This is a genomic window from Pseudomonas sp. NBRC 111133, assembly GCF_001320605.1.
Lineage (GTDB): Bacteria > Pseudomonadota > Gammaproteobacteria > Pseudomonadales > Pseudomonadaceae > Aquipseudomonas > Aquipseudomonas monteilii.
Genome location: NZ_BCBJ01000002.1, coordinates 64,849 through 89,564, shown reverse-complemented (window position 1 = coordinate 89,564; position 24,716 = coordinate 64,849). Strand labels below are relative to the sequence as shown.

The following is a 24,716-nucleotide window of genomic DNA, read 5'->3' as shown; positions in this document are numbered from 1 at the left end:
GCCGCTATAAAGCGTTTGACTGTCACCAAGAGCAAGACAATGAACCCTTACGAAGACATGCGGATCTTCGCCCAGGTCATGGAAGCCGGCAGTTTCACCGCCGCTGCCGACCGCCTGGGGATGTCCAAGCAATCGGTCAGCCGGCGCCTGATGCAGCTTGAAGAGCGCCTTGGCGTGCGCCTGCTGAACCGCTCTACCCGGCGGCTGGACGCCACGCCGCTGGGCCAGCACTACTACCAGTCGGCCCTGCGCCTGCTGGGTGAAGTGCAACAGGTGGAGCACGACATCAGCGGCCAGGCCCAGGCGTTGCGTGGCACCTTGCGCCTGAGCGCGCCGCTGTCGTTTGCCATGGCGCACCTGGGTTGCTTGCTGACCGAGTTCCTGCAATTGCACCCTCAGGTGGATGTGGAGGTAGACCTGAGTGACCGGGCCGTCGACCTGATCGGCGAGGGTTACGACCTGGCTCTGCGCATTGGCGCGCTGGAGGATTCCAGCCTGATTGCGCGGCGCATTGCCAGTGTCGAGCGGGTGTACTGTGCGAGCCCGGATTACCTGCAAGCGCGGGGCATGCCGACAGCACCGGATGAACTGGTAGGGCACGACTGCCTGCCTTATGGGCATTCGCGTCAGGTGCAGTGGCAGTTTCGTCAGGGCGGCAAGGCGCAGGCGATTCAGGTGGCCGGGCGGATGCGTGCGAACAACGGTGAGTTGCTAAGGGATGCAGCCATTGCCGGGATGGGGGTGACGTATCTGCCGACCTTCATCGTGGGGCAGGCGTTGGCGGCCGGGCGGTTGGTGAGTGTGCTGGAAGACTGGACGCCACCGGCATTGCAGCTTTCGGCGGTGTATCCGCAACACCGCCAGGTGGCGCGGCCGGTACAGGGGTTTGTCGATTTTCTGCGTGAGCGGCTGGTGCAGTTGTAGCCTGGCCTCAGCCCCGTGCCGCGAAGCGCAAGGCCAGCGGCAGGGCTAGCGCCCAGATCGGGGCTAGAACAAGTGCGGTTCGCAACTGCCCCATGGGCAACTCTATGCCCGCCACGCGAGCCCCGGCCAGGTAAGCCAAGGGGCCGCCCAACATGCCCAGCAGCGCGGCGCGCCAGAGCGGTCGCCCGGCCCATGCCAGGCTGTGGCGCAGCCCGCTGGCCAGTACTAGCCACAGCAATGCCAGCCAAAGCGGCAAGGGCCAGTGTTCGAAGCGCAATACACCCAGCATGCCCAACAGGCTGTCGAGTAAACATCCGGCAATCGCCACGCCCAGCAGGACGCGCCGTTCACTTCCGGGGTGCGGACATAAGCGCAGGTGCACCAGCAGGCCGGCCATCGCGGCCAGCAGCAGCCAGGGTTGGCGTGCTCCCAGCACGCAGGCCCACCAACCCGCTTGCAACCACAGTGCGTTGCCAATCAACCACCCGCGGGCCATGTTCAACGGTCCAGCAGCGGTGCCCGACGCGCCTGTGGTGCGGCCCAGAGCAATTGGGCCACGCCGATGGTCCGCTCCTCGAAACCGCCCTGGCAATAGCACAGATAGAACTCCCACAAGCGCTGGAAGGTCTCGTCATACCCCAGCGCCATCAGCTCTGCACGCGCCGCCCGCAGGTTGTCGCGCCAGTGGCGCAGGGTGCGCGCATAGTCCTGGCCAAAGTCTTCCAGGTGCACCAGGTTCAGGGCGGTCTGGCGGCTGGCGGTATCCAGCAGCACGCTCAGCGAGGGCAAGGCGCCGCCGGGGAAAATGTAGCGCTGGATGAAATCCACTGAACGCCTGGCCTGGGCGTAGCGCTGGTCGCGGATGGTAATGGCCTGCAACAGCATCAGCCCGTCGTCCTTGAGCAGCGAAGCGCATTGGCGAAAGTACGTGGGCAAGTAGCGGTGGCCGACGGCTTCGATCATCTCGATCGACACCAGCTTGTCGAAACGCCCGCGCAGGTCGCGGTAGTCTTCGTGCAGCACGGTGATGTGCTGCTCCAGGCCTAGGGCCTTTACCCGCTGCAGGGTGTGGGCGTGCTGCGCCGCCGAGAGGGTGGTGGTGGTGACCCGGCAGCCATGCTGCTGGGCGGCGTGGATGGCCAGGCTGCCCCAACCGCTGCCGATCTCAAGCAAGTGGTCCTCGGGCTTGAGTTCAAGCTTTTGGCAAATGCGCTGCAGCTTGTTGGTCTGGGCTTGTTCCAGCGTTTGCGCCGGGCTGTCGAACTGCGCGGCGGAGTACATCATGGTGGGGTCGAGCAGGCGCTCGAACAGGTCGTTGCCCAGGTCGTAGTGCGCCAGGATATTGCGCCGCGCGCCGCGCCGGCTGTTGCGGTTCAGGTGGTGCAGCAGGTGCAGAGCCGGACGCGCCAGGCGTGCCAGGCCGCCCTCCATGGCATCCAGCACATCCAGATTGGCCACGAACAGCCGGGTGACTGCGGCAAGGTCCGGGCTGCGCCAGTAACCGTGGATATAGCCTTCCCCGGCACCAATCGAGCCATTGCAGGCGACCAGGCCCCAAGCTGCCTCGTCTACGACCTCGACTTCTGCATGCAGCCGGCTGGCGACGTCGCCGAATGTCCATTGCTGGCCTTGGCTGATCAGGCGCAAATTGCCATGGCGCAACTGGCGCAATTGTGCGAGCACTGCATGCTTGGCCAGGCTGCCGAGCAGTGGGGCAATGCTGGTCGATTTGCTAACGCTCATGGTCGGTTCGGGCATGTTCGGGCTCCTCACATGTGGGTTGGCCGAGTACCAGATCGTGCTGGCTGGCAACGTGGTCGTGCACGGGCGTGCGCTTGAGCAGCAGGCGCAGGGCCTGCCAGTAAATGCCGGTGAGGGTGCGCAGGCTCATCCAGGGGAAGTTGAGGATGTGCCGCTGCAAGCCGGCGCGGTCCAGCGGCTGGCGTAGCAGCGCCAGGTCTGCTTCGAACACCTTGTACCCGGCGCGCCAGTTTTCCATGTGGATGCGCACCCGCTGTCCATCGAGGGCGAAGCGCAGGCGGTACTCCATGTCCAGCGGCATGAACGGTGAAACATGAAAGGCCTTGGCCATGGAAAAGGGTTGCGCCAGGTCACCCTCAACCGGCAGCACATAGTGGAAGCGTTCACGCCATGGGGTGTTGCGTACCTCCAGCAGCACGGCTACCAGCTGGCCCTGTTGGTCATGGCAGAAGTAGGTGCTCACCGGGTTGAAGGACAACCCCCAGCAGCGCGGTTGGGTAAGCAGGTGCACGGCGCCTTCGGGCACCTGGCCAATGGCTTGGCCGACCAGTTGCCGGGCGGCTTCGGCCAAGGGCTTGCCTTGGCGGGTCAGCGCTGGCAGGTAGTCGGTTTCGCGCCAGCACAGGGGCGCCAGCCGTGAGGGCCCAAGCCAGTGACACAGGTTCAGCAGCTGCTGTTGTTCGTTCAGGTCCAGGTAGAACATGCCAACCCGATAGCGAAACGCATGCGGCCTCGGGCTCAGGCGCTTGTGACTGACCCACCCTTGGCATAGGCTGCTGTTCACAGCTGCTCTCCAAAATGCCGGGCCACGTTCAGCGCGCTCAGCACACCGTCTTCGTGAAAGCCGTTGGCCCAGTAAGCGCCGCAGTAATAGCTGTGCAACGGCCCTTGCAGTTCGTGCTGGCGGGCCTGTGCCGCCAACGCGGCCAGGCTGTATTGCGGGTGCGCGTAGTCGAAGCGGGCGAGTATCTGTGTCGGGTCCACCTGTGCCGTCTGGTTGAGGCTGACGCAAAACGTGGTCGGTGCCTGGATGCCCTGGAGGATGTTCATGTTGTAGGTCAGTGCGGCGGGCGCCTGCGCGTTGTCGCCCAGGCGGTAGTTCCAGCTGGCCCATGCTTTACGCCGTTGGGGCAGCAGGCGCGAGTCGGTGTGCAGCACCACATCGTTGCTGGCGTAGCGGATGGCACCCAGGATGGCGCGCTCTGCTTCGCTGGGCGGTGCCAGCAGGGCCAGGGCCTGGTCGCTGTGGCAGGCGAACACGACTTTGTCGAAGCGTTCGCTGCTGCCTGGCCAGGTAACCGTGACGCCGCTTACGTCACGTTTTACCTGTTGTACCGGGCAGCCCAGGCGAATCCGCTCGGCAAACGGTTTGCACAAGGGCGTGAGGTAGGCGCGCGAGCCACCTTCGATCACTTGCCATTGCGGGCGATGGTTGACCGACAGCAAACCGTGGTTTTGACAGAAGCGCACGAAGAACTGCAAGGGGAAGTCCAGCATGCCGGTGGGTGACATCGACCAGATAGCCGCCCCCATCGGCACGATGTAATGGTCGATGAAGCGCCGGCCATAGCCTTGGGCTTGCAGGTAGTCACCAAGGGTGGTGTTGCCATCGATGCGCTGCTGAGCCAGGTCGGCTGGCGCCTGCCGGTTGAAGCGCAGCACATCGCGCAGCATGCCCCAGAACCCCGCAGACAACAGGTTGCGCCGTTGGGCGAACAGGGTGTCCAGATCGTGGCCGTTGTACTCGAACCCCGTGCGCGGGTCATGCACCGAAAAACTCATTTCCGTCGGCCGCCAGGTGACGCCCAACTGCGTGAGCAGGCGGATGAAGTGCGGGTAGGTCCAGTCGTTGAACACGATGAAGCCGGTATCGACGGCATAGTGTTGGCCCTCCCATTGCACATCCACGGTATGGGTATGCCCGCCAACCCGCTGCGCTGCCTCGAACACCGTGACCTCGTTCCGGCGTGACAGCAGGTGGGCGCAGGTGAGGCCGGCAATGCCGGTGCCGATGATCGCGATGCGCATGGGTCAGTCCTGTGAGGGGCGCGCCAGATGGCGGCCCAGCCTGAGGCGCAGGCGTGCCGGCAATGCGCCAAGCAACCGCAGCACCAGGGTGAAGGTGGCAGGGAAGGCAATCTCCAGTGGGCGACGCGGCAGGCGCGCGATGATGTGGCCCGCGGCGCGTTCGACGCTCCACAGTTGGGGCATGGGGAAATCATTGCGGCGTGTCAGGGGCGTGTCGACGAAACCGGGGCTGACCAGGGTGACGTCGATGCCTTCGGCAGCTAGGTCGATGCGCAGGGATTCGACCAGGTAGCGCAAGGCTGCCTTGGACGCGCCATAGGCCCCTGCGCGTGGCAAGGCCAGCCAGCTGACCGAGCTGCCCATGACCACCAGGTGCGGCTGCCGGCCACGGCGCAACAAGGGCAGGGCGGCGGCCAGGCAAAGGCTGGTACCGGTCAGGTTGGTGCGCATTACCCGCTCGACCAGCGCCGGGTCGAAGTGCCCCGGCTCCAGGTACTCGCAGGTGCCGGCATTGAGAATCACCTGATCCAGTGCACCCCAGGCCTGCTCGATCTGCCCGGCCATCTGTGCCACATCCCCTGGCTGGTCGACATCGCCCACCGTCAGCAATACCTGGCCCGGAAACTGTGCGGCCAGTGCGGCCAGCTTGTCCGCCCGGCGTGCCCCCAACGCCACCTGGTGGCCTTGCTCCAGCAATTGCAACGCCATGGCTGCGCCGATGCCGCTGCTGGCGCCGGTTAGCCAGCAACGCCTCATGCCAGCCTGCCTTTGAGCCAGCGAATCGCGCTGCCCATGACGGGAACATGCTCGTAAAGCAGGGCGCCGGCATCGAAGTAATCTTGATGAAAATGCACCCGCTCCTGCCAGCGCAGGTGGCTGCAACCCTGCAGGCTGATCAGTTGCCCACGGGCGAGTTGCGGGTGGCGGTAGTGCAACGTCCAGCGGATGTAGCCATGTCCCGGTTCCAGTTCGTCGGTGCCTTCGAACCGGTAATGCACGTCAGGCACCTTCGCGTACAACTGGGCGAAATAGGCCCGCAGTGCGCGAAGACCCGTGAGCTGGTGCAGTGGGTCGCGGAACGCGACGTCCTCGCTGTACAGGTCGTTCAGCAGGTCGAGGTTGTGCGAATCGAGCGTGGCAAAGCGTTCGGCGAAGTACTGGAGGTAGGTGGACATGCACAATACCTGTACAAAACTAAACTGTTGTACAAGGTATAGTGCAGGTCACTGTATAAAGCTATACAAAATAAATATTTTGTACAGTTTTGCAGGGGCTACAGGTTCAGACTGCTATCAACCCGATAATGCGCCTAACTCGATCAGCCCGCCATCGAACTCATCCATCGCATCCAGCACCGCCTCACGGAAATACGCCAACGACGCCCGATCGAACAGCAACTGCAAGGCCGGCTGCTCATCACTCCCCACGTTCACCACGATCACATTGATCCGCGCCGCAGAGGTTTGCGCCACGGCACCGATGGGAAATGCCTGTAAACGCAGGTCGACTCCGCACAACTTGGCCATTACCGCACTGCCATCCGCCCCCGACAGCTGCAACCAGGCATGGCTGTCCTGGCGCGGCAGCAGGTAGTTACGCTGGGCATCCTGCACCCACTCGGCCTCTGTGGCGGCCACCCGCGTGCCTTCGTCAGCCAGGCTGCCCAGCAGCAGGTATTCGGTCTGTGACAACCGCGCTACCCAGCCGCCATCGTCCTGGCGCACGGCCTGGTTCGGCTGCTGCGGCAATCGGTAGCCACGTTGCTGCAGGTAGGCGGCGCTGTCGACGCCGCGAAAGCCGGCCCGCGCTACCTCGGTCAGGTCGGTCAACGCGCAGGCGTGCAACAGCTCGGCCCGCGGGCTGCGAGGGATAAACGCTTTGGCTTGCAGACTGGTCATGGTTCAGAGCTCCTGGCGCAGGTTGTCGGGGTCGTGGAACGGCAGTTGCACCACCTTGGCATGCACCATCGCGCCGCCCTCCACGCGGATCGGGATGTGCATGCCGGGGGTGGCCTGGTGGGCGCCGGCATAGGCCAGGCCGATGATCTGCCCCAGGGTTTGCGAGTACTCGCAGGAGGTGACGTTGCCGCTGATGTCTGACCCGTCCAGCACCAGGTGCCCCTCCAGCGGCTGTGGGCTGCCTTTGGGCAGGGTGAAGCCGACCAGCTTGCGCTTGAGCGGCTGTGCTTCGAGGATTTCGATGGAGCGCTTGCCGACGAAGAACGGCTTCTTGCGGCCAATGGCCCACTGCATGTCGATCTCGGCAGGGTGGGTCATGCCGTCGGTGTCCTGGCTGATGATCACATGGCCTTTTTCCAGGCGCAGCAGGCGTTGGGTCTCAACGCCGAACGGGCGAATGCCCAGGCCCGCGCCGGCCTGCATCAGGGCGTCCCACAGGCGCTCGGCATGGCGCGCCGGCACATGCACTTCATAACCCAGCTCACCGACGAAACCGACCCGCAGGATGCGCGCCGGTATGCCGGCCACCTCGCCCTGCCGTACGCCCAGGTACGGGAAGGCCTCGGCCGACAGCGCGACATCGTCACACACCTTGGCCAGCACCTGACGCGACAGCGGCCCGGCCAGGTTGACGGCAGCCAGGGCGGCGGTGACGTTGGTGATGTCCACGTCCAGGCGCCACTGTGCATTCCACTTCAGCATCTGCTGGTAGATGCGGTCGACGCCGCTGGTGGTGGCGGTGACATAGAAGTGCTGCTCGCCCAGGCGCGCACAAACGCCATCGTCGATCACCACACCGTGTTCGTTGGTCATCAGCGCATAGCGGGTGCGGCCGATGGCCAGTTTGGCAAAGCCGAAGGTGTACAGGCGCTCCAGCAGTTCGGCGGCGTCCGGGCCGCGTACGTCCAGGCCACCCAGGGTAGACACGTCGATCAGGCCAACCTTCTCGCGCACATGGCGGGCTTCTTCCTGCATGCAGCGCTCGCGATCTTCGGGTTTGCCGTAATAAGCCGGGCGCTGCCAGATACCGGCCTGCATCATCTTCGCCCCGGCTTGCAGGTGACGGCGGTGCATGGGCGTTTGCCGATAGGGGTCGAAGGCGCGGCCGGCGACATGTGCCAGCTTTTCTGCCTGAAACGGTGGGCGGGCGGTAGTCACTCCGGTTTCGCTGATGCTGCGGCCGGTGGCCTGGGCCACTAGGCGCGCCGTGGGCAGCGCCGAGTGGCGGCCTTGGGAAGGGCCCATGCCGACCGTGGAGAAACGTTTGACCAGTTGCACGTCACGGTAGCCGCTGCGGGTAGCGTTGACGATGTCGCGCACTTGCAGGTCTTCGTCGAAGTCGACGAAATCCTTGCCTTTGGGGTGGGGGAAAATCGGCCAAGGGAAATTGACCTTGGCTTCGGCGCTGAACACCGACTGCGCTGGCGCTTGCAGATCTAGGGCGGCTACCGCTTCAGCGGCCCCGCGTGTGGCATCGGCCAGCACGTTGCCCAGTGCGTGACGGCCGTTCACGGAGCCTGCGACATCCAGCCCGGCCGGCAAGTTGCTGATGGCGAACTCGTCGCGGTTGACGTCATAGGCCAGTTTGCCGCCGGCCTGGCACAGCAACTGGTACACCGGCATGTAGCCCGCCGACATGCACAGCAGGTCGCACGCCAGGCGCAGCCCGTGCGGGCCGACCTTGCCCTGGCCGGTGATCGGGCGAATGTCCACGCCACTGACATGGCGCATGCCCGCTTCATGCAGGGCTTCATACACGGTGCTGCCCAGGTGCACGGGGATATCGCGGCGCTTCAGCTCGGCAGCCAGTGCGGCATCGGCCGGCGCGGCGCGCATGTCGACCACGGTGGCTACGACCACGCCTTGCTCCTGCAGGTCGAGGGCGGCCAGGTAGCCGTCATCGTGGCCGGTGAGGATGACCGCGCGCTGGCCCGGTTTGACCGCGTACAGCTTCATCAGCCGCTGGGCAGCGCTGGTCAGCATCACGCCCGGCAGGTCGTTGTTGCGAAACACCACCGGCTGGTCGAACGAGCCGGCTGCCACCAGGCAACGGGTGGCGCGCACCTTGTACAGCCGCTTGTGCTGAATTACCGGCAGGTAGTTGTCGGTGAACCAGCCGTTGCAGGTGGCCTCCAGCAGCACCTGGATGTTCGGGTGGCCCTCGACGGCGGTCAGCAGTTCCTGGCGCAGGCTGGCGGCGCGGGTGCCGGCGATGTCGAAGCGGGCATAGGTGAGCGAGCCGCCGAGCACCGGCTGTTGCTCGATCAGCAGCACCTTGGCCCCGGCATTGGCCGCATCCAGCGCGGCGCGCAGGCCGGCGGGGCCGGCACCGATCACGGCCACATCTACAAACAGGTAGGCCTTGTCGTAGTACTGCGGTTTGAAACCCAGGTCGAGCACGCCCAGGCCGGCTTTCTTGCGGATCAGCGGCTCCCACACTTTCCACATGCCCTTGGGCTTGTAGAACGAGCGGTAGTAGAAGCCCACTGGCATGAAGCGTGAGAACTTGCCCAGGTAGGCGTCGCGGTCATGCGCCAGGCTGCCGTTGAAGTTCTGCCCTTCGACCACCTGGCCGTCGCGGGCAGCCTCCAGGTCGGCCAGCACGTTGGGTTCGTCGGGCAACTGCACCAGGGTGTTGGCGTCTTGCCCGGCCATGCTCAGCGGGCCGCGTGGACGATGGTATTTGAACGAGCGCGACAGCAGCCAGCGGCCATTGCCAAGCAGGGCGCTGGCAATGGTGTCACCGGCAAAGCCCTCGCAGGCCTGGCCGTCGAACTGGAAGCGCACGCGCCGCTCGCGGTCGATCAGCAGGCCCATGGGTGCGGGTAGGCGGGTGTGGCTGTTCATCCGGCAATCTCCGGGGTGGCGGCGGGGGTGAAGTCGACGCGGCGGTCGAACAGTGCTTTCGGGTCGAAGGTGCGCAGCACCTGGTCGCTAACTGTGTGACGCTCGGCCAGGAACCAGTAGCTGGAGGCGTTGTGCAGCCACCACTCGGTCACCACCCCGGCCAGGTTGTCGCTGTTGAACACATAGTCGGCCCACTCGGCATCGCTGCAACTGGCCGGGTCGGGCATGTGCTTGAACTCGCCGCCGTAGGTGAACTCGCTGATATTGCGCGGGCCGTTCAAGGGGCAGGTCAGGATCTTCATCGTCGTGTGCTCCTAGTGGCTGGCCGCCGTGGCGCCCATTTCGTTCACCTGCTGGAAGCGGCTGAAGCGCTCCAGGGCGAAGGGCGCGATCATTTCGGGTACTTTGCCGCCGCTGGCTACCAGCTCGGCCATGGTCTTGCCGCAGATGGGCGTGGCCTTGAAACCCCACGTGCCCCAACCGGCGTCCAGGTAGTAGTTGGTAACCGGCGACAGGCCCATGATCGGGCTGTAGTCCGGGGTCATGTCGGTCATCCCGGCCCACTGGCGCATCAGCTTGGCGTTGGCCATGAACGGGAACATCTCGATAGCGTGGGCCAGCAGGCTTTCCTTGAGGTCGAGGGTGGAGCGGGTGTTGTACAGCGGATAAGGGTCGGAGCCGCCGCCAAAGACGATTTCGCCCCGGCTGGTCTGCTGTACGTAACAATGCAGCGCCGACGAACTGACCAGCGGGTCGAGGAACGGTTTGAACGGCTGGGTAACCATGGCTTGCAACGGGTAGGTGTGGATCGGCGCACGGATGCCGGCCTTGGCCATCAACAGCGAACTGGCACCGGCCACGGCCTGGACCACGCAGCCGCACTGCACGGTGCCACGGTTGGTCTTCACCGCTTCGATGCGGCCATTGCGTATCAGCAGGTCCTGCACCTCGGTCAGTTGATGGATTTCCACACCCCGCTTGGCCGCCTGCTTGGCATAGCCCCAGGCCACCGCGTCGTGGCGTGCAGTGGCGCCGTCGATGTGCCACAGGCCAGCCAGCACCGGGAGGTGGCCGGGGTCGAGGTTGAGGCTGGGCACCCGTTCACGAATCTGTTGGCGGTCGATCATTTCGGTACGGCCGCCGAAGTGCTTGTTGACCTCGGCGCGCTGGCGGAAGGCGCGCACGGTAGCGTCGGTATGCGCCAGCGTGAGCTGGCCGCGCTCGGAATACATGATGTTGAAGTCGAACTCGTTCGACAGGTTCTGGAACATGCGCACCGATTCGGCGTAAAAGCGCACACCCTCGCTGGTGAGGTAGTTGGAGCGGATCACCGCCGTGTTGCGTGCGGTGTTGCCGCCACCCAGGTAAGCCTTTTCCAGCACGGCGACATTGGTGATGCCGTGGTACCTGGCCAGGTAGTAGGCGATGGCCAGGCCGTGGCCGCCGCCGCCGATGATCACCACGTCATAGCGCGGTTTGAGTTCGCACGGTGGCGGCAGGTCGACCTCAACCGGGTAGTCGGCGCTCAGGCCGTATTTCAGCAGGGCGAAAGGCATGCGGTGCGCTCCTGGTGGGCGGCCTGTTGCTGCAGGTCGAGGGCGAGCAGGGTGTTTTTCATCAAATAGGCGATGGTCATCGGGCCGACGCCGCCGGGCACAGGGGTAATGCCGGCCACCTGGGGCAGGGCGGCAGCGAAGTCGACATCGCCGACCAGGCGGCTGTGGCCGCTTTCATCGATGCGATTGATGCCCACGTCGATCACCACCGCGCCAGGTTTCAACCAATCGGCACCGATCAGGCGCGGTTTGCCTACGGCTGCCACCAGAATGTCGGCCTGGCGGCACAGCGCCGGCAGATCACGGCTGCGCGAATGCACCACCGTCACTGTGCAGTCGGCCTGCAGCAGCAGGGCAGCCATGGGTTTGCCGACGATGTTCGAGCGGCCCACCACCACCGCGTGCTTGCCGCGCAGTTCGCCACAGGCGTCACGCAGCAGTCGCATGCAGCCGCTGGGTGTGCACGGGGTGAGCACATCGCGGCCCTGGGCCAAACCACCGACGTTTTCGCTGTGAAAGCCGTCCACGTCCTTCAGCGGGTCGATGGCCTGCAACACGCGGTGCGCGGCGATGTGCGCGGGCAGCGGCAGTTGCACGAGGATGCCGTTCACCTCGGTATCGTGGTTCAGGCGGTCGATCAGGGTCAGCAGTTCGCCCTGGGTGGTGTCGGCGGGCAGGCGATGCTCCAGCGAGCGGATGCCTACTTCGTCGGCGCGCAGCACTTTATTGCGCACGTACACCTGGCTGGCGGCATCGTCGCCCACCAGCACCACGGCCAAGCCCGGTTGCACACCGCCCTGGCGCAGCTCCTGCACCTGTTCGCGCACCTCGGCCAGCACCCGCGCGGCGGTGGCCCTGCCGTCGATCAGCTTGACGCTGGGAATGGCGTTCATTTGAAGATCACCGTGCGGTCGTGGTTAAGGAACACCCGGTGCTCAAGGTGGTACTTCACCGCGCGGGACAGGGCGATGGTCTCGGTGTCGCGGCCGATGGCAACCAGGTCGTCCGGGGCGTAGGCGTGATCCACGCGCTGCACTTCCTGCTCGATGATCGGGCCTTCGTCCAGGTCGCGGGTCACGTAGTGGGCGGTGGCGCCGATCAGTTTGACCCCGCGCTGGTAGGCCTGGTGGTAGGGCTTGGCGCCTTTGAAACCGGGCAGGAACGAGTGATGGATGTTGATCGCCCGGCCTGACAGTTGGCGGCACAGGTCGTCAGACAGAATTTGCATGTAGCGTGCCAGCACCACCAGTTCGGTGCCGGTGTCTTCGACAATGCGCAACAGTGCGGCTTCCTGTTCGGCCTTGGTTTCCTTGGTAACGGGCAGGTAGACGAAGCGGATGCCCTGGCGCTCGGCCATGGGGCGCAGGTCCAGGTGGTTGGACACCACGGCGGTGATCTGCATGTCGAGCTCGCCCTTGGCATGCCGGTACAGCAGGTCGGACAGGCAGTGGTCGAACTTGCTCACCATCAGCAGCACGCGCATCGGCCGGGCGCTGCTGTGCAGGCTCCACTGCATGTCGAAGCGCTGGGCCACGTCGGCAAAGCCCGCCTCCAGCTGCGGTGTGTCCCCTGTGGTACCGGTGTTGTAGCGGAACACTGCGCGCATGAAAAAGCGCCCGTTGTCCTCGTCGTCGAACTGCGCCATCTCGCTGATGTAGCAACCGTGCTCGGCCAAGTAAGTGGTCACCGCAGCGACGATGCCGGACACGGCCGGGCAACTGACGCGCAGGATGAAGTGATCGGGAGCGGGGTGCATGTCGGGTAGGCCTCGTGATGGAGTGGGGCAGGTCGGGCACAAGGGCAAAAGAAGCTTCGCGAGCAGGCGAAGTGATGTTTCTTGGTGGGAATATAAATTTCCTTTAGGAGATTTATAGGCGAAGTGAGGGGTGGCGGTCCAGGGGTTTGTGAAATTTTTTATCCTGGCAGGAAAGTTTTTTGAGGCCGCTTTGTAGGGCTATGCTTGCTCCATGACTACGCCACCCCCCTTGCGCCAACCATGCCCCCCTGGTGCCTGCGACTGCGGCCGCGAACATCTGGGCGAGCATCCGCAGGCCGCACAGCGCATCCTGCTACTGACCCGTCAGGAAGAGAAACGCCTGCTCGAACGCCTGGAAAACCTCAAGGACCTGGAGGACCTGCAACGCCTGCAGCAACGGATGTACGACAATCTCGGCATCCGTGTGCACATCGCTCCCGGGTTCAACGAAGTGCGCACCATGCGTGGCATTGTCATCGAACTGGATGACCAGCCAGGGCTGTGCCGCAGGACCCGGCAATCGATCCCGGCGGCGATCCGGCGCGGGCTGGAGCGTAACCCGCAGGTGGCCTTCCGGTTGCTCGATACCCATGACTTGCTGCGGGATGCCTGACGGTGGATCAGGTGTAGAAGCGGGTTTCCCCGCGAAGCTGGCGGCGCGGTACAGGGCACCGGTTGCGCCAATGTTCGCGGCTGAAGCCGCTGCTACAGGGATCGCGCCAGCGTTTGGTTTGTGTGCAAGGAAGCCGTTTGCAAAAAGTACGATCCGGTGGATTCACCCCTTCTTCAGCCTGTAGGCGAGGGCAGGGCGGGTCATGCCGAGCAGGCGTGCGGCTTCGGAAACGTTCTGCCCACAGCGCTGCATGGCCTCTTGCATCAGTACCGCCTCGACGGCGTCCAGGCCTGTACCGCTGTCGAGAATCTGCGCCACCCAGCCGGGCGAAGCCTGGTCACTGCCTGCCACCAGTCGGCCATCGCTGCCCAAGCCAATGCTGTCGGTAGCCGGAGGGGCATGCGGGAACAATGCGTCCAGGCCGATACTCTGGTTCTCATCGGTGATGATCACCCCGCGCTCCATGAGGTTTTCCAGTTCGCGGATGTTGCCCGGCCAGTCGTATTGCAGGCACACCTGCATTGCCCGGTCGCTGAGCCCACGGGTTTTCTTGCCGTAGCTGTGGTGCAGGCGGCCGAGGAAGTGCTCGATCAGCAGCGGGATGTCTTCGCGGCGCTCGCGCAGTGCCGGGATGTGCACCGGGAACACGTTCAGGCGGTAGAACAGGTCGGCCCGGAAGCGCCCATCCTTCACGGCCTGTTCGAGGTTTTCGTGGGTGGCGGCGATCACCCTTACATCCACCGGCCGCGTGCGGCTGTCACCCACGCGCTCCAGTTCGCCTTCCTGCAGCACACGCAACAGGCTGGCCTGGGCGCGCGGGGTAAGCTCGACGATTTCGTCCAGGAACAGCGTGCCGCCGTTGGCCCGTTCGAAGCGGCCCATGCGTGCCTGCTGGGCGCCGGTGTAGGCGCCTTTTTCGACGCCGAACAGCTCGGCTTCGATCAGGTCCGGGGGTATGGTCGCGCAGTTCAGCGCCACGAACGCGGCGCCAGCACGCTCGCTGCGCAGGTGCAGGCTGCGGGCGATCACTTCCTTGCCAACCCCGGTTTCGCCCAGCAACAGCACCGAGGCCTTGCCAGGGGCGACTTTGTCGGTGAGTGCGCAGCAGCGCCGGTATACCGCCGACTGGCCGATGCCGTAGAACTGCCCCGACTCGTACTGCAGGCGCTTGCGCAGGTTGGCCACCTGCACCTGCAGCGACTGCAGCTCGTCGATCACCGGGTCGCTCTGGAAGTAGCGCAGGAAGGTGTCGGCATCCTCCCATTGCTCCACCGGCTTGCCAATGATGCGGCATTCGCTGCCACCGCAGCCACGGCAACTGACCTCCTTGTACAGCACCTGGCGGCCGAGGAAGAACGAGCTGTAGCTGATGGCGTAACCGAGCAGCATCCAGCACACCGGCTGCTCGGAATGCAGGGCTTCGGACTGGCAGTTTTCCACCTCGAAGGAGTCTTGCCATTCGATGTCGGCGTAGAAATGGCCGTTGTCCAGGTCGATTTCCAGCTGCAGCGGGCGCACCTTCACCATGCCCTTGAGCGAATGCAGTTGCGGGCCGATGAAGAACATATCCACCGGGTTGCCATTGGGCCGCAGCTTGCGCGCCAGCTCGGCGTCCTTCAGCCCCGACTGGTAGCCCAGGCGCAGGAAGAAGCCCTTGGCCCGCTCCACGCCGAGCATTTCGATCAGTTCGCGGCGCATGCTGGCCATGGTTGCGGCCTGCACCAGCAGCATGCGCTGCTCGTCCAGCCAGATCTTGCCTTCGGTGCCTTCGAACCGTACCCGTTCGGTCAGGTCCTTCAGCGCCGGCGCAGGTTCCGGCGCCCTGTACTGGGTAATCATTCGCTTGCGCCCCTTGCTTGTAGTTGTATGGGGAGTCGGCGTGCGCCCGCTCAGGCAAGGCGGGTTTGCTGGTCACGCCGGGACGACCGCAGTCTGCAGGCAAGGCCTGGGTCGTTCTCTTTTCTAAACCGCCTGAAAGCGGCGCAAAAGTCAATCGTCGGTGACGTTTGCCATTTGCTCAAACGGCGCTGGCGCATTTGAGCAAATGATCAAACGGGCAGCCGGCAGCGTGCGCATAGCGCTGCCTCAGGGCAACGCGTAAAAAAATTAAAAGCCATTAAATACAATTGGTTGGGTTGAGTTTTTGGCGAACTTAACGCGCCTGGCACAGCCGTTGCTCAAGCCCATGGCACGTCCAACCAGAGCACCAGCGCATGACTCAAACCACCACCACCTTCGAGCAAATGCCGCGCTACGTCCGCGTACGTAGCGAGCCGGACGCCGCCTTCGTCGAGTTCGACTTTGCCATCGGTTACCCGGACCTGTTCGTCGAACTGGTCCTGCCACGCACGGCGTTCGCCAGTTTCTGCGCCAGCAACCGGGTGCGCCATATGGACGCTGCGATGGCCGCTGCCGTCGATGCCGACATGCGCAAGTGGCGCTATGGCGAAAGCCGCGGCGCGGACGAGTAGCGCGCCGCTTGCTGGCGCATTGCATTCCCACAACAACAAGTACAGGACGCCTTGCATGAGTATCGAGATCAAGACGGCCACGGTCGAGCCGATCCGCCAGACCTTCAGCCACACCCGCCGCCGTTTCGGTGACAAGCCGGCCAGCCGCTACCAGGAAGCCAGCTTCGACATCGAGGCCGCCACCAACTTCCACTACCGCCCGTTGTGGCAGCCCGACAAGCTGCTCAACGACCCCAGCCGTACCGCCGTGCAGATGGCTGACTGGTACGCCGTCAGCGACCCGCGTCAGTACTACTACGGCGCCTACGTGCAAGCCCGGGCGCGCATGCAGGAAAACGCCGAGCACAGTTTTGCCTTCTGCGAAAAGCGTGAGCTGCTGGCCAGCCTGCCGACCGAAACCCGTGCATTGGTCGCGCGCCTGCTGCTGCCGCTGCGCCATGCCGAGCTGGGCGCCAACATGAACAACAGCGGCATTGCCGCCGATGCGTTCGGCACCAGCGTCACCCAGATGCACATGTTCCACGCCATGGACCGCCTGGCCATTGCCCAGTACCTGTCGCGCATCGGCCTGCTGCTGGAGGACGACGGCCTGGCGTTGTTGGCCGAGGCCAAGCAGCGCTGGCTGGACGAGCCGGCCTGGCAAGGGCTGCGCCGCTACGTAGAGGACAGCCTGGTGGTGCGTGACTGGTTCGAGCTGAGCCTGGCGCAGAACCTGGTTAGCGACGGCCTGCTGTACCCGCTGTTGTTCGAACACTTCGATGCGCAACTGGTGGCCATCGGGGCAGGGCAGCTGGGCATGCTCACCGAGTTCATGCGCCTGTGGTTTGCCGAGAGCCAGCGTTGGGTGGATGCCCTGGTCAAGACCGCCGTTGCCGAAAACACGCACAACCAACAGTTGATCGAAGGCTGGGTGTGTGAATGGCGCAGCCGTGCCGTGCAAGCGCTGCTGCCGCTGGCCGAGGCCGGCCCAGGCCGTGACGCGCTGGATGCTTGTGACAGCGCCTTTGGCGCACGCCTGAAAAAACTGGGCCTCAGTGGAGACGCCGCATGACTTCCCTCGTGTACATCGCCTTCCAGGACAACGACAGCGCCCGCTACATCGTCGAGGCCATCACCCAGGACAACCCGCATGCCCAGGTGCAGCACCAGCCGGCGATGATCCGCGTGCAGGCCGAAGGGCGCCTGGAGATTCACCGCGCCACGGTGGAAGAAAAGATCGGCCGTGAATGGGACGTGCAGGAAATGCTGATCGACGTGATCACCCTCGGCGGCAACGTCGAGGAAGACGAAGACTGCTTCGCCCTGCACTGGAACTGATCCGCACAACGACAAGAACAAGGGAGACCACCATGGCCGCCAAACGCCTCAACCAGAAAGACAAGTACCGCTGCCTGACCCGCGACCTGGGCTGGGAACCAAGCTACCAGAGCAAAGACGCCATCTACCCCTACGAGCGGTTCGAGGGCATCAAGATCACCGACTGGGACAAGTGGGAAGACCCGTTCCGCCTGACCATGGACGCCTACTGGAAGTACCAGGCCGAAAAAGAAAAGAAGCTGTACGCCATTTTCGATGCCTTCGCCCAGAACAACGGCCACCAGAACATCTCTGACGCCCGCTACGTCAACGCCCTGAAACTGTTCCTGAGCGGCGTCACCCCGCTGGAGTACCAGGCCTACCAGGGCTTCGCTCGTGTCGGCCGGCACTTTGGTGGCGCCGGTGCACGGGTGGCCTGCCAGATGCAGGCCATCGACGAACTGCGCCACGTGCAGACCCAGGTGCACGCCATGAGCCACTACAACAAGCACTTCAACGGCCTGCATGACTTCGCCCACATGCACGACCGGGTGTGGTTCCTGTCGGTGCCCAAGTCGTTCTTCGAGGATGCGCGCACAGCCGGCCCGTTCGAGTTCCTCACCGCCATCTCGTTCTCGTTCGAGTATGTGCTGACCAACCTGTTGTTCGTGCCGTTCATGTCGGGTGCTGCGTTCAACGGCGACATGGCCACGGTCACCTTCGGCTTTTCGGCGCAGTCCGACGAAGCCCGGCACATGACCCTGGGCCTGGAGGTGATCAAGTTCCTGCTGGAGCAACACGAGGACAACGTGCCCATCGTGCAGCGCTGGATCGACAAGTGGTTCTGGCGCGGTTACCGGCTGCTGACCCTGGTCGGGATGATGATGGACTACATGCTGCCCAACAAGGTGATGTCCTGGGCCGAAGCCTGGGAGGTGTACTTCGAACAGGCCGGTGGTGCGCTGTTCAAGGACCTGGAGCGCTACGGCATCCGCCCGCCGAAGTACGTCGAGCAGACCACCATCGGCAAGGAGCATATCAGCCACCAGGCCTGGTCGATCTTCTACCAGTACAGCCAGGCCACCAACTTCCATACCTGGATCCCCACCGACGAGGAGCTGGACTGGCTGTCGGCCAAGTACCCGGACACCTTCGACCGCTACTACCGGCCGCGCTACGAGCATTGGCGCGAGCTGCAGGCGCGTGGTGAGCGCTTTTACAACCCGACGCTGCCGATGCTGTGCCAGATCTGCCAGATCCCGCTGGCCTTCACCGAGCCGGATGCGCCCACGCAGCTGAGCCACCGCAGCCTGGTGCATGAGGGCGAGCGCTACCACTTCTGCTCCGATGGCTGCTGCGACATCTTCGCCTTCGAGCCGGACAAGTACGTGCAGGCCTGGCTGCCGGTGCATCAGATCCTGCAGGGCAACTGCGGTGGCGGCGATGTCGAGGAGGTGGTGCGTGATTACTACAACATCGACCCCGGGCAGGACAACTTCGAGTATCAGGGTTCGCCCGAACAGCAGCGCTGGCAGGCCTTGCAAGGCACCGGGCGCAAGGCCGGCTGAAGCACCGAACCACCAGGGCGCCGTTAACGCGCCCTGGCCCTACAAGAACAAGAGGAACAACGCCATGCCCGTGACTGCCATCGGCACCTACACTGCCCAGCCCCTGGACCGCCAGGCCAACTTCCACGGCGCCCAGCTGGTGTACCTGTGCTGGGAAAACCACCTGCTGTTCTGCGCACCGTTCACCCTGCCGGTGGACCCGGCGCTGCCCTTTGCCGCTTTCATCGAGCAGGTGGTCAAGCCGGCCATTGCCCTGCACCCGGATGCTGCCCAGGTGGACTTCGCCACTGCACGGTGGCGCCTGGATGAGCAGCCCTTCACGCCCGACCTGGCCCGAGGGCTGGCAGCCAACGGCATCACCCACAAAAGCCTGCTGCACCTGCACACCCCCGGCCTTGAAGGCCTGGGCGGCAGCCACAACTGAGGAATGCCGCCATGAGCTATCAAGTCACCATCGAACCCACTGGCGAACAGATTGAAGTGGAGGAGGGGCAGACCATCCTCGAAGCCGCCTTGCGCCAGGGCGTGTGGCTGCCGTTTGCCTGTGGCCACGGCACCTGCGCCACCTGCAAGTGCCAGGTACTGGAAGGCGAGGTCGACCTCGGTGCCGCTTCGTCCTTCGCCCTGATGGACATGGAACGCGACGAGGGCAAGGTACTGGCCTGTTGTGCCATCCCGCAGAGCGACCTGGTCATCGAGGCTGACATCGACGTCGACCCGGACTTCGCCGGCCTGCCGGTGCAGGACTACCACGCCGTAGTCACTCGGCTGGTCGAACTGTCACCGACCATTCGCGGTGTGCACCTGAAACTCGACCGGCCGATGGCCTTCCAGGCCGGGCAGTATGTGAACCTGCAACTGCCTGGCATTGAAGGCAGTCGCGCATTCTCACTGGCCAACCCGCCCCAGCAGGCGGACGAGGTGGAACTGCATGTGCGCCTGGTGGAAGGCGGCGTGGCCACCGGGTACATTCACCAGCAGCTCAAGGTGGGCGACGCGCTGGCGCTGTCCGGCCCGTACGGGCAGTTTTTCGTGCGCAGCTCCCAACCGGGCGACCTGATTTTCATCGCTGGCGGCTCGGGGCTTTCCAGCCCGCAGTCGATGATTCTCGACTTGCTGGCGCGTGGCGATACCCGCCGCATCACTCTGTTCCAGGGCGCCCGTACCCGTGCCGAGCTGTACAACCGCGAACTGTTCGAAGCGCTGGCTGCCCGCCATGCCAACTTCAGCTATGTGCCAGCCCTCAGCCAGGCTGCCGAAGACGCGCAGTGGCAGGGTGTGCGCGGTTACGTGCACGACGCCGCCAGGCAGCATTTCGAGGGCCGCTTCAACGGCCACAAAGCTTACCTGTGCGGCCCGCCGCCGATGATCGACGCGGCCATCACCTGCCTGATGCAGGGCCGCCTGTTCGAGCGCGACATCTTCATGGAGCGCTTCTACAGCGCCGCTGATGGGGCGTCTGAAGGCCAGCGCTCGGCCCTGTTCAAACGCATCTGACCCTTTGACGCCTGGCTCCCTGGCCACAGGGGGCTGGCGTGCACCCGACCGATAACAACAAAAAAGGTTGACCCGATGACTCCGACCCTTGCAAACCTGCTGCGCCTTGCCGTGTGCGCCTCGTTGTTCGGCGCTGCCAACCTGTCCCATGCAACCGAAGGCGGCGGCACGTCCTACCCGCTCGGTGCCGAAAACTACATGTCCGGCGCCATGCCACCGCCGGGTTTTTATGGCCAGCTGTTCGTCAACCACTACGAAGCCGACAACCTGCGTGGCAACGACGGTCGCAAACTGCCGGTGGACTTTCGTGTACGCGCCAATGCCATTGTGCCGCGGTTGATCTGGGTAAGCGATTACACCGTGCTGGGTGGCAGCCTGGCGCTGCATGCCATCGTACCGCTGGTAGACCTGAAGGTATCGCTCAACGGCCAGTCGCAGCATAACAGCGGCCTGGGCGACGTGATCTTCGGCCCGGCGCTGGGCTTTCACCACAGTGACAAGTTCCATAGCATCCTGGCCTTCGACATGATTGCCCCCACCGGGCGCTACGACAAGAACGACCTGGCCAACCCCGGGCGCAATTACTGGGTGTTCGAGCCGGTGTATGCGATGAGCTACATCGACCCGGCCGGGCTCAACCTGGATGCCAAGGTGATGTACGACTTCAACCGGCGCAACCCGGCCACCGATTACCGTTCGGGGCAGGAGTTTCATGTGGACTATGCCGTGGGATGGGGGCTTGGCAATGGCTGGGTGCTGGGGGGAGGGGGGTATTACTACCGGCAGACGACTGACGACCGCCAGGACGGTGAGCGTATCGAAAACAACAAGGGGCGCAGTTTTGCCATCGGCCCGTCGATCAAGTACAGCGGCAAGGATGGCTGGTTCGTGACGGCGAAGTGGTCGAAGGAAACCGAAGTGCGCAACCGCGCCCAGGGTGATGCCTACTGGTTGAAGCTGACCTTGCCCTTCTGAAAGGGGGCTGCTGCGCAGCCCATCGCCGGCAAGCCAGTGCAGGCATTACAAGGCTCCCTGCACTGGCTGATTCATTAGGCCACATCCACCAGCACGATCTCGCTGTCTTCGATGGCGGTCACCCGCAGCACTTCTTCCTGCTCGATTGCCACGCCATCACGTGCCTTGGCCCGCAACCCGTTGACCTCTACCAGCCCCTTGGCCGGCACCAGGTAACCCCGGCGTGCGGCATCGAAGCGGTACTCGGCGGTTTCCCCAGCTCGCAAGGTGGCAGCCACCAGCCGCGCATCGGTGCGAATCTGCAGGCTGTCTTCATCGCCCACGCGGCCGCTGGCCAGGGTCACGAAGCCTTCACCACGTTCGCCTTTGGGGAACGGCCGAGAGCCCCACTGCGGTGCTTCTCCGGTGCGCTCCGGCACGATCCAGATCTGGAAGATGCGTGTGTCGACGTCCTCCAGGTTGTACTCGCTGTGCACGATGCCGGTACCGGCGCTCATCACCTGCACGTCACCGGCTTCGGTACGGCCCTTGTTGCCCAGGCTGTCCTGGTGGCTGATCGCGCCTTCACGCACATAGGTGATGATTTCCATGTCGCGGTGCGGGTGCGGCGGGAAGCCGCTGCCGGCTGCGATCAGGTCGTCGTTCCATACCCGCAGGTTGCCCCAGTGCATGCGCGCCGGGTCGTAGTACTCGGCAAACGAGAAATGGTGGTGGGCGTCGAGCCAGCCATGGTTGGCGTGGCCGAGGCTATCAAACGGTCGCAGTTGCAGCATGATGGTGCTCCTTGAATCAGTGGAATGACGCCATGATGCGCGAAAAAAACATCGAAAATAAGCGTAAATATCGGCTTAAAGTAATCAGTTTAATAGATGTGATTTCTGTTGGCCTTTCTTCGCTTCATCGCCTAATCCACTGATCTGCAAGCATTCGCTGGCGATTTTCCTTCGATGCAGCGAACATGCCCGCTGATTTTGTTTTTCAACGGAGTGACCGTGGCCCACGAGCAACCCCAGGCCCCCGCCGACCTTACCCCGCCCGCCCAACTGCCCTGGTTTCGTCGCCTGGTCGCCCGCCTGCTGGGGCGTGGCCTGACCCGCCTGCAGGCTCAGCACCGCGACTCATGGTTCCTGGGGCACGCCGAGGGCCAGCGCAGTGGCCATGCCGAGGCTGAGCGTGAAGGGTTTGAGCGTGGACGGATGGAAGGCTATGAGGCCGGGCGCCAGGTGCTGGTGATCCGCGACTCCCGTCCAGACACCGCTGGTGTGCCGGGCCGGGACGATAACCTGTTCGACGACTGGCGCCTGCCGTTGACGGCCGAGCTGAAAAAGCGCTTCAAGGCCGATGTCGCCAAGCGTTTGCCCGCCGAGGCCCAGCCCAGTGCCGCACAGTGGAAGCTGATTTTCAGCGACACCCCGTCCACCTGCGTGGTGGCTGGGGCTGGCGCGGGTAAGTCCACGTCGCTGGTGCTGCGCATTTTGCTGCTGCGCCATTACCTGGGCTACGAGCTGGATGCGATGACCGTGGTCACCTTCACCCGCGAGTCGCGCAAGGATTTCATCAAGCGCCTGCTTCAAGTGTTTGCCCTGTGGCAGATCAATCTGCAACCGGTGCAGGCCCGCGAACTGGTGCGTACCTTCCATTCGCGCATCCTGCCGCTGGTGCGCAGCCTGCCGGGCTTCGACCAGGTGCGCGCCTTCGAGACGCTGGGCAACGAGATGCCCGCCGGGCGTGAGGCCGAGGCCGACAGCAACCCGTTCGACCTGCGCCTTAACGATGCCCAGCGTCAGCAACTGAACCAGTGCTACAGCAGCTTGCTGGGCGAGAGCCCGCGTTTTGCCGAACTGGTCGGCCTGTTGCGCAGCGAAGCGTTGCAACTGAAACCACTGGACCCGAACAACCCCGATGTGCAGAAGCGCGCACAGGTAACGCAGCTGGCGGCCCAGCGCGACGAAGAGCTGTGCGATGTGATCGAGGACCTGTGGTTCGCCGCTGGTGCCTGGCCGATCAAGGGCATCGAACCCTGCCGCGAAACCGTCGACATCCGTGGCAGCCGCTTCCATGTGCATGGCCGGCTGGAAGGCCAGGGGCCTTGGGTGGTGCTGGGCTTCGACCCCGCAGAAAGTGCCCAGTACCAGCGCCCCGGCGCCAAGCTGGCAGTGCGTGCCGAGTGGGCGGTCAAGCGCACTTTGTTGCAGGCCTTCTGCGACCGGCCGCTGATTTGGCTGGACAACTACGCCATGGCCCGGCGCCTGGCGGCCTCGCTGGCGGGTGATGCCGTGGCTGGCCCGGGGTTCGAGTACAAGGTCAAGGGTGAGCTGGCCCCGGCGCCACTGCTGGATGCCTTTGTCGGCGCGGCCAATTTCATCGAGAACCTTGGCCTGGACGTAAATAACGCAGTGGCGGCGATGAGTTTCCCGTCCGGCGACAGCGATTCCTTGTTCTTCGAGGCCCTGGCCCTGTACTGGAAAGCCCTGGAAGCGCACCTGCTGGACCAGTCGCCACCGGTGATGAGCTACAACCGCATGTTCGCCCTGTTTGGCGAGAACAACCCGGAAAACCTGCAACTGCTGCCCGACCCGCTGCTGCGGCCACTGGCGCACCTGATGATCGACGAGTTCCAGGACGTGTCGCCGCAGATTGTCAGCTGGCTGCGTGCCTGCCTGGCCGAAATACGCCGACGTGGCCCGGCCATGCACACCGGGCGCCATGCGCAGCATTCCTCGCTGCTGTGCGTGGGGGACGACTGGCAGTCGATCTACGGCTGGCGTGGCAGTTCGCCCAAGTATTTCATGGAGTTCACCAAGGCCTTCCCGTCGCCGGCCAACACCCGGGTGATGCTGGTCGACAACTACCGCTGCCAGCAGCAGGTGATCGACGCGGCCGAGCATCTGGTCAAGGGCACTCCGGCGATTGCCGGCAAGAAAGCCCGGGCCAGTGGCCCCGCAGCCGAGCTGCCGGGTTCGCCGGTCAAGGTGTTCGACCGTGACGAGGCCGCCTTGGGCGAAACGCTGATCGAGCACTACCAACGGGGCGAGACGGTGATGATGCTTTACCGCAAGGGCAGCGACAGGGCCTTGATGAACGAGCACCTGCAGAGCGTGCTGCACGCCGAGGCGGCATTGCCGGCCGAGCAGCGCCGACTGCGTCAGCTCACCTACCACAGTGCCAAGGGTTTGCAGGCCGATGCGGTGTTCATGTTGGGCGACTGCCAGTACCTGACGAGTTCGCCTTACAAGAACCAGGTGTACCGCCAGGCCGGGCTGGGCAGGGCCGGTGATGCGCAGGCGTTCGATACGGCGCAGAAGGAAGAAGTGCAGCGCCTGGCCTACGTGGCGGTGACCCGCGCCGTGCAGCACTGCTACTGGCATGTGGAGGCCGCCAATGGCGAAGCGGCGGCGGCCCCGCGGGCGTCCAGCCAGGTGGATGGCCGGCAGGCCTTCTTCGAAGACCTGCGCGGGCAGTGAGA

Annotated in this window: 24 protein-coding genes; 10 read left to right on the top strand and 14 right to left on the bottom strand. The window is 64.3% G+C overall.

The window, feature by feature from the left end:
* Nucleotides 1-39 precede the first annotated feature (39 nt).
* Nucleotides 40-924 carry a LysR family transcriptional regulator gene (locus APH36_RS01635; protein ID WP_060497211.1) on the top strand — a complete coding sequence of 295 codons (885 nt, stop codon included), beginning with the start codon at nucleotides 40-42 and terminating at the stop codon, nucleotides 922-924.
* A gap of 7 nt (nucleotides 925-931) precedes the next feature.
* On the opposite strand, the gene APH36_RS01630 is transcribed toward APH36_RS01635, so the two are convergent.
* From APH36_RS01630 to purU, 12 genes are all read right to left on the bottom strand, one after another.
* Nucleotides 932-1,420, bottom strand: coding sequence for a DUF2878 domain-containing protein (locus tag APH36_RS01630; protein ID WP_060497210.1), 489 nt, complete (start codon nucleotides 1,418-1,420; stop codon nucleotides 932-934).
* A gap of 2 nt (nucleotides 1,421-1,422) precedes the next feature.
* Nucleotides 1,423-2,682: a cyclopropane-fatty-acyl-phospholipid synthase family protein gene (locus APH36_RS01625; protein WP_060497209.1), complete on the bottom strand. Its 1,260-nt coding sequence runs from the start codon at nucleotides 2,680-2,682 to the stop codon at nucleotides 1,423-1,425.
* The gene (locus APH36_RS01620) at nucleotides 2,657-3,469 is read right to left on the bottom strand and encodes a DUF1365 domain-containing protein (protein WP_060497208.1); all 813 of its coding nucleotides are present in this window, start codon (nucleotides 3,467-3,469) and stop codon (nucleotides 2,657-2,659) included. The genes APH36_RS01625 and APH36_RS01620 overlap by 26 nt, the downstream gene beginning before the upstream one ends.
* Nucleotides 3,466-4,713, bottom strand: coding sequence for an NAD(P)/FAD-dependent oxidoreductase (locus APH36_RS01615; protein WP_060497207.1), 1,248 nt, complete (start codon nucleotides 4,711-4,713; stop codon nucleotides 3,466-3,468). The genes APH36_RS01620 and APH36_RS01615 overlap by 4 nt, the downstream gene beginning before the upstream one ends.
* A gap of 3 nt (nucleotides 4,714-4,716) precedes the next feature.
* On the bottom strand, nucleotides 4,717-5,469 hold the full coding sequence (locus APH36_RS01610; RefSeq protein WP_060497206.1) for an SDR family oxidoreductase: 753 nt from the start codon (nucleotides 5,467-5,469) through the stop codon (nucleotides 4,717-4,719).
* The gene (locus APH36_RS01605) at nucleotides 5,466-5,888 is read right to left on the bottom strand and encodes a nuclear transport factor 2 family protein (protein WP_060497205.1); all 423 of its coding nucleotides are present in this window, start codon (nucleotides 5,886-5,888) and stop codon (nucleotides 5,466-5,468) included. The genes APH36_RS01610 and APH36_RS01605 overlap by 4 nt, the downstream gene beginning before the upstream one ends.
* 117 nt (nucleotides 5,889-6,005) lie before the next feature.
* The gene (locus tag APH36_RS01600; RefSeq protein WP_060497204.1) at nucleotides 6,006-6,611 is read right to left on the bottom strand and encodes a sarcosine oxidase; all 606 of its coding nucleotides are present in this window, start codon (nucleotides 6,609-6,611) and stop codon (nucleotides 6,006-6,008) included.
* A gap of 3 nt (nucleotides 6,612-6,614) precedes the next feature.
* Nucleotides 6,615-9,518, bottom strand: a complete 2,904-nt coding sequence (locus tag APH36_RS01595) for a 2Fe-2S iron-sulfur cluster-binding protein (protein WP_060497203.1) — start codon at nucleotides 9,516-9,518, stop codon at nucleotides 6,615-6,617.
* Nucleotides 9,515-9,820 (bottom strand): sarcosine oxidase subunit delta, encoded by a 306-nt coding sequence (locus tag APH36_RS01590; RefSeq protein WP_028613225.1) that lies wholly within the window; start codon nucleotides 9,818-9,820, stop codon nucleotides 9,515-9,517. The genes APH36_RS01595 and APH36_RS01590 overlap by 4 nt, the downstream gene beginning before the upstream one ends.
* A gap of 12 nt (nucleotides 9,821-9,832) precedes the next feature.
* On the bottom strand, nucleotides 9,833-11,074 hold the full coding sequence (locus APH36_RS01585) for an FAD-dependent oxidoreductase (RefSeq protein WP_060497202.1): 1,242 nt from the start codon (nucleotides 11,072-11,074) through the stop codon (nucleotides 9,833-9,835).
* Complete coding sequence (gene folD / locus APH36_RS01580) at nucleotides 11,056-11,967, bottom strand: bifunctional methylenetetrahydrofolate dehydrogenase/methenyltetrahydrofolate cyclohydrolase FolD (protein ID WP_060497201.1); 912 nt, start codon at nucleotides 11,965-11,967, stop codon at nucleotides 11,056-11,058. Before folD ends, APH36_RS01585 begins: the two co-directional genes overlap by 19 nt.
* On the bottom strand, nucleotides 11,964-12,830 hold the full coding sequence (purU, locus tag APH36_RS01575) for a formyltetrahydrofolate deformylase (RefSeq protein ID WP_060497200.1): 867 nt from the start codon (nucleotides 12,828-12,830) through the stop codon (nucleotides 11,964-11,966). Before purU ends, folD begins: the two co-directional genes overlap by 4 nt.
* Nucleotides 12,831-13,041: 211 nt before the next feature.
* Between purU and APH36_RS01570 the strand changes: the two genes are divergently transcribed.
* Nucleotides 13,042-13,443, top strand: coding sequence for a hypothetical protein (locus APH36_RS01570; RefSeq protein WP_060497199.1), 402 nt, complete (start codon nucleotides 13,042-13,044; stop codon nucleotides 13,441-13,443).
* A 162-nt stretch (nucleotides 13,444-13,605) separates the two neighbouring features.
* Here the strand turns inward: APH36_RS01570 and APH36_RS01565 are convergent, their stop codons facing one another.
* On the bottom strand, nucleotides 13,606-15,282 hold the full coding sequence (locus APH36_RS01565) for a sigma-54-dependent Fis family transcriptional regulator (RefSeq protein WP_060497198.1): 1,677 nt from the start codon (nucleotides 15,280-15,282) through the stop codon (nucleotides 13,606-13,608).
* A 374-nt stretch (nucleotides 15,283-15,656) separates the two neighbouring features.
* Here APH36_RS01565 and APH36_RS01560 point away from each other — a divergent pair, with 374 nt between their 5' ends.
* The 7 genes from APH36_RS01560 (at nucleotide 15,657) to APH36_RS01530 (ending at nucleotide 21,250) form a co-directional block, all read left to right on the top strand.
* Nucleotides 15,657-15,914, top strand: a complete 258-nt coding sequence (locus tag APH36_RS01560; RefSeq protein ID WP_060497197.1) for a phenol hydroxylase subunit — start codon at nucleotides 15,657-15,659, stop codon at nucleotides 15,912-15,914.
* A 55-nt stretch (nucleotides 15,915-15,969) separates the two neighbouring features.
* The gene (locus APH36_RS01555; RefSeq protein WP_060497196.1) at nucleotides 15,970-16,965 is read left to right on the top strand and encodes an aromatic/alkene monooxygenase hydroxylase subunit beta; all 996 of its coding nucleotides are present in this window, start codon (nucleotides 15,970-15,972) and stop codon (nucleotides 16,963-16,965) included.
* A complete protein-coding gene (locus tag APH36_RS01550) occupies nucleotides 16,962-17,231 on the top strand; it encodes an MmoB/DmpM family protein (RefSeq protein WP_019097310.1) in 270 nt (89 codons plus the stop codon). The genes APH36_RS01555 and APH36_RS01550 overlap by 4 nt, the downstream gene beginning before the upstream one ends.
* Before the next feature lie 32 nt (nucleotides 17,232-17,263).
* On the top strand, nucleotides 17,264-18,778 hold the full coding sequence (locus APH36_RS01545) for an aromatic/alkene/methane monooxygenase hydroxylase/oxygenase subunit alpha (RefSeq protein ID WP_060497195.1): 1,515 nt from the start codon (nucleotides 17,264-17,266) through the stop codon (nucleotides 18,776-18,778).
* Nucleotides 18,779-18,842: 64 nt separating this feature from the next.
* Nucleotides 18,843-19,202: a phenol hydroxylase subunit P4 gene (locus tag APH36_RS01540; protein WP_016714637.1), complete on the top strand. Its 360-nt coding sequence runs from the start codon at nucleotides 18,843-18,845 to the stop codon at nucleotides 19,200-19,202.
* 11 nt (nucleotides 19,203-19,213) lie between these two features.
* Entirely contained in the window at nucleotides 19,214-20,275 is a 1,062-nt protein-coding gene (locus APH36_RS01535) for an NADH:ubiquinone reductase (Na(+)-transporting) subunit F (RefSeq protein ID WP_060497194.1), read from the top strand.
* Nucleotides 20,276-20,350: 75 nt separating this feature from the next.
* Nucleotides 20,351-21,250: a transporter gene (locus APH36_RS01530; protein WP_060497193.1), complete on the top strand. Its 900-nt coding sequence runs from the start codon at nucleotides 20,351-20,353 to the stop codon at nucleotides 21,248-21,250.
* A 74-nt stretch (nucleotides 21,251-21,324) separates the two neighbouring features.
* Here APH36_RS01530 and APH36_RS01525 read toward each other — a convergent pair whose 3' ends face one another.
* Nucleotides 21,325-22,023, bottom strand: a complete 699-nt coding sequence (locus tag APH36_RS01525) for a pirin family protein (RefSeq protein WP_060497192.1) — start codon at nucleotides 22,021-22,023, stop codon at nucleotides 21,325-21,327.
* A 174-nt stretch (nucleotides 22,024-22,197) separates the two neighbouring features.
* Here APH36_RS01525 and APH36_RS01520 point away from each other — a divergent pair, with 174 nt between their 5' ends.
* Nucleotides 22,198-24,714 carry a UvrD-helicase domain-containing protein gene (locus APH36_RS01520; protein WP_060497191.1) on the top strand — a complete coding sequence of 839 codons (2,517 nt, stop codon included), beginning with the start codon at nucleotides 22,198-22,200 and terminating at the stop codon, nucleotides 24,712-24,714.
* The last annotated feature ends 2 nt before the right edge of the window (nucleotides 24,715-24,716 follow it).

Excerpts from the sequence above, each read along its gene's own strand:
- APH36_RS01635 (WP_060497211.1), top strand. The coding sequence starts at position 40 with ATGAACCCTTACGAAGACATGCGGATCTTCGCCCAGGTCATGGAAGCC.
- APH36_RS01630 (WP_060497210.1), bottom strand. The coding sequence starts at position 1,420 with ATGGCCCGCGGGTGGTTGATTGGCAACGCACTGTGGTTGCAAGCGGGT.
- APH36_RS01625 (WP_060497209.1), bottom strand. The coding sequence starts at position 2,682 with ATGCCCGAACCGACCATGAGCGTTAGCAAATCGACCAGCATTGCCCCA.
- APH36_RS01615 (WP_060497207.1), bottom strand. The coding sequence starts at position 4,713 with ATGCGCATCGCGATCATCGGCACCGGCATTGCCGGCCTCACCTGCGCC.
- APH36_RS01610 (WP_060497206.1), bottom strand. The coding sequence starts at position 5,469 with ATGAGGCGTTGCTGGCTAACCGGCGCCAGCAGCGGCATCGGCGCAGCC.
- APH36_RS01605 (WP_060497205.1), bottom strand. The coding sequence starts at position 5,888 with ATGTCCACCTACCTCCAGTACTTCGCCGAACGCTTTGCCACGCTCGAT.
- APH36_RS01600 (WP_060497204.1), bottom strand. The coding sequence starts at position 6,611 with ATGACCAGTCTGCAAGCCAAAGCGTTTATCCCTCGCAGCCCGCGGGCC.
- APH36_RS01595 (WP_060497203.1), bottom strand. The coding sequence starts at position 9,518 with ATGAACAGCCACACCCGCCTACCCGCACCCATGGGCCTGCTGATCGAC.
- APH36_RS01590 (WP_028613225.1), bottom strand. The coding sequence starts at position 9,820 with ATGAAGATCCTGACCTGCCCCTTGAACGGCCCGCGCAATATCAGCGAG.
- APH36_RS01585 (WP_060497202.1), bottom strand. The coding sequence starts at position 11,074 with ATGCCTTTCGCCCTGCTGAAATACGGCCTGAGCGCCGACTACCCGGTT.
- folD (WP_060497201.1), bottom strand. The coding sequence starts at position 11,967 with ATGAACGCCATTCCCAGCGTCAAGCTGATCGACGGCAGGGCCACCGCC.
- purU (WP_060497200.1), bottom strand. The coding sequence starts at position 12,830 with ATGCACCCCGCTCCCGATCACTTCATCCTGCGCGTCAGTTGCCCGGCC.
- APH36_RS01570 (WP_060497199.1), top strand. The coding sequence starts at position 13,042 with ATGACTACGCCACCCCCCTTGCGCCAACCATGCCCCCCTGGTGCCTGC.
- APH36_RS01565 (WP_060497198.1), bottom strand. The coding sequence starts at position 15,282 with ATGATTACCCAGTACAGGGCGCCGGAACCTGCGCCGGCGCTGAAGGAC.
- APH36_RS01560 (WP_060497197.1), top strand. The coding sequence starts at position 15,657 with ATGACTCAAACCACCACCACCTTCGAGCAAATGCCGCGCTACGTCCGC.
- APH36_RS01555 (WP_060497196.1), top strand. The coding sequence starts at position 15,970 with ATGAGTATCGAGATCAAGACGGCCACGGTCGAGCCGATCCGCCAGACC.
- APH36_RS01550 (WP_019097310.1), top strand. The coding sequence starts at position 16,962 with ATGACTTCCCTCGTGTACATCGCCTTCCAGGACAACGACAGCGCCCGC.
- APH36_RS01545 (WP_060497195.1), top strand. The coding sequence starts at position 17,264 with ATGGCCGCCAAACGCCTCAACCAGAAAGACAAGTACCGCTGCCTGACC.
- APH36_RS01540 (WP_016714637.1), top strand. The coding sequence starts at position 18,843 with ATGCCCGTGACTGCCATCGGCACCTACACTGCCCAGCCCCTGGACCGC.
- APH36_RS01535 (WP_060497194.1), top strand. The coding sequence starts at position 19,214 with ATGAGCTATCAAGTCACCATCGAACCCACTGGCGAACAGATTGAAGTG.
- APH36_RS01530 (WP_060497193.1), top strand. The coding sequence starts at position 20,351 with ATGACTCCGACCCTTGCAAACCTGCTGCGCCTTGCCGTGTGCGCCTCG.
- APH36_RS01525 (WP_060497192.1), bottom strand. The coding sequence starts at position 22,023 with ATGCTGCAACTGCGACCGTTTGATAGCCTCGGCCACGCCAACCATGGC.
- APH36_RS01520 (WP_060497191.1), top strand. The coding sequence starts at position 22,198 with ATGCAGCGAACATGCCCGCTGATTTTGTTTTTCAACGGAGTGACCGTG.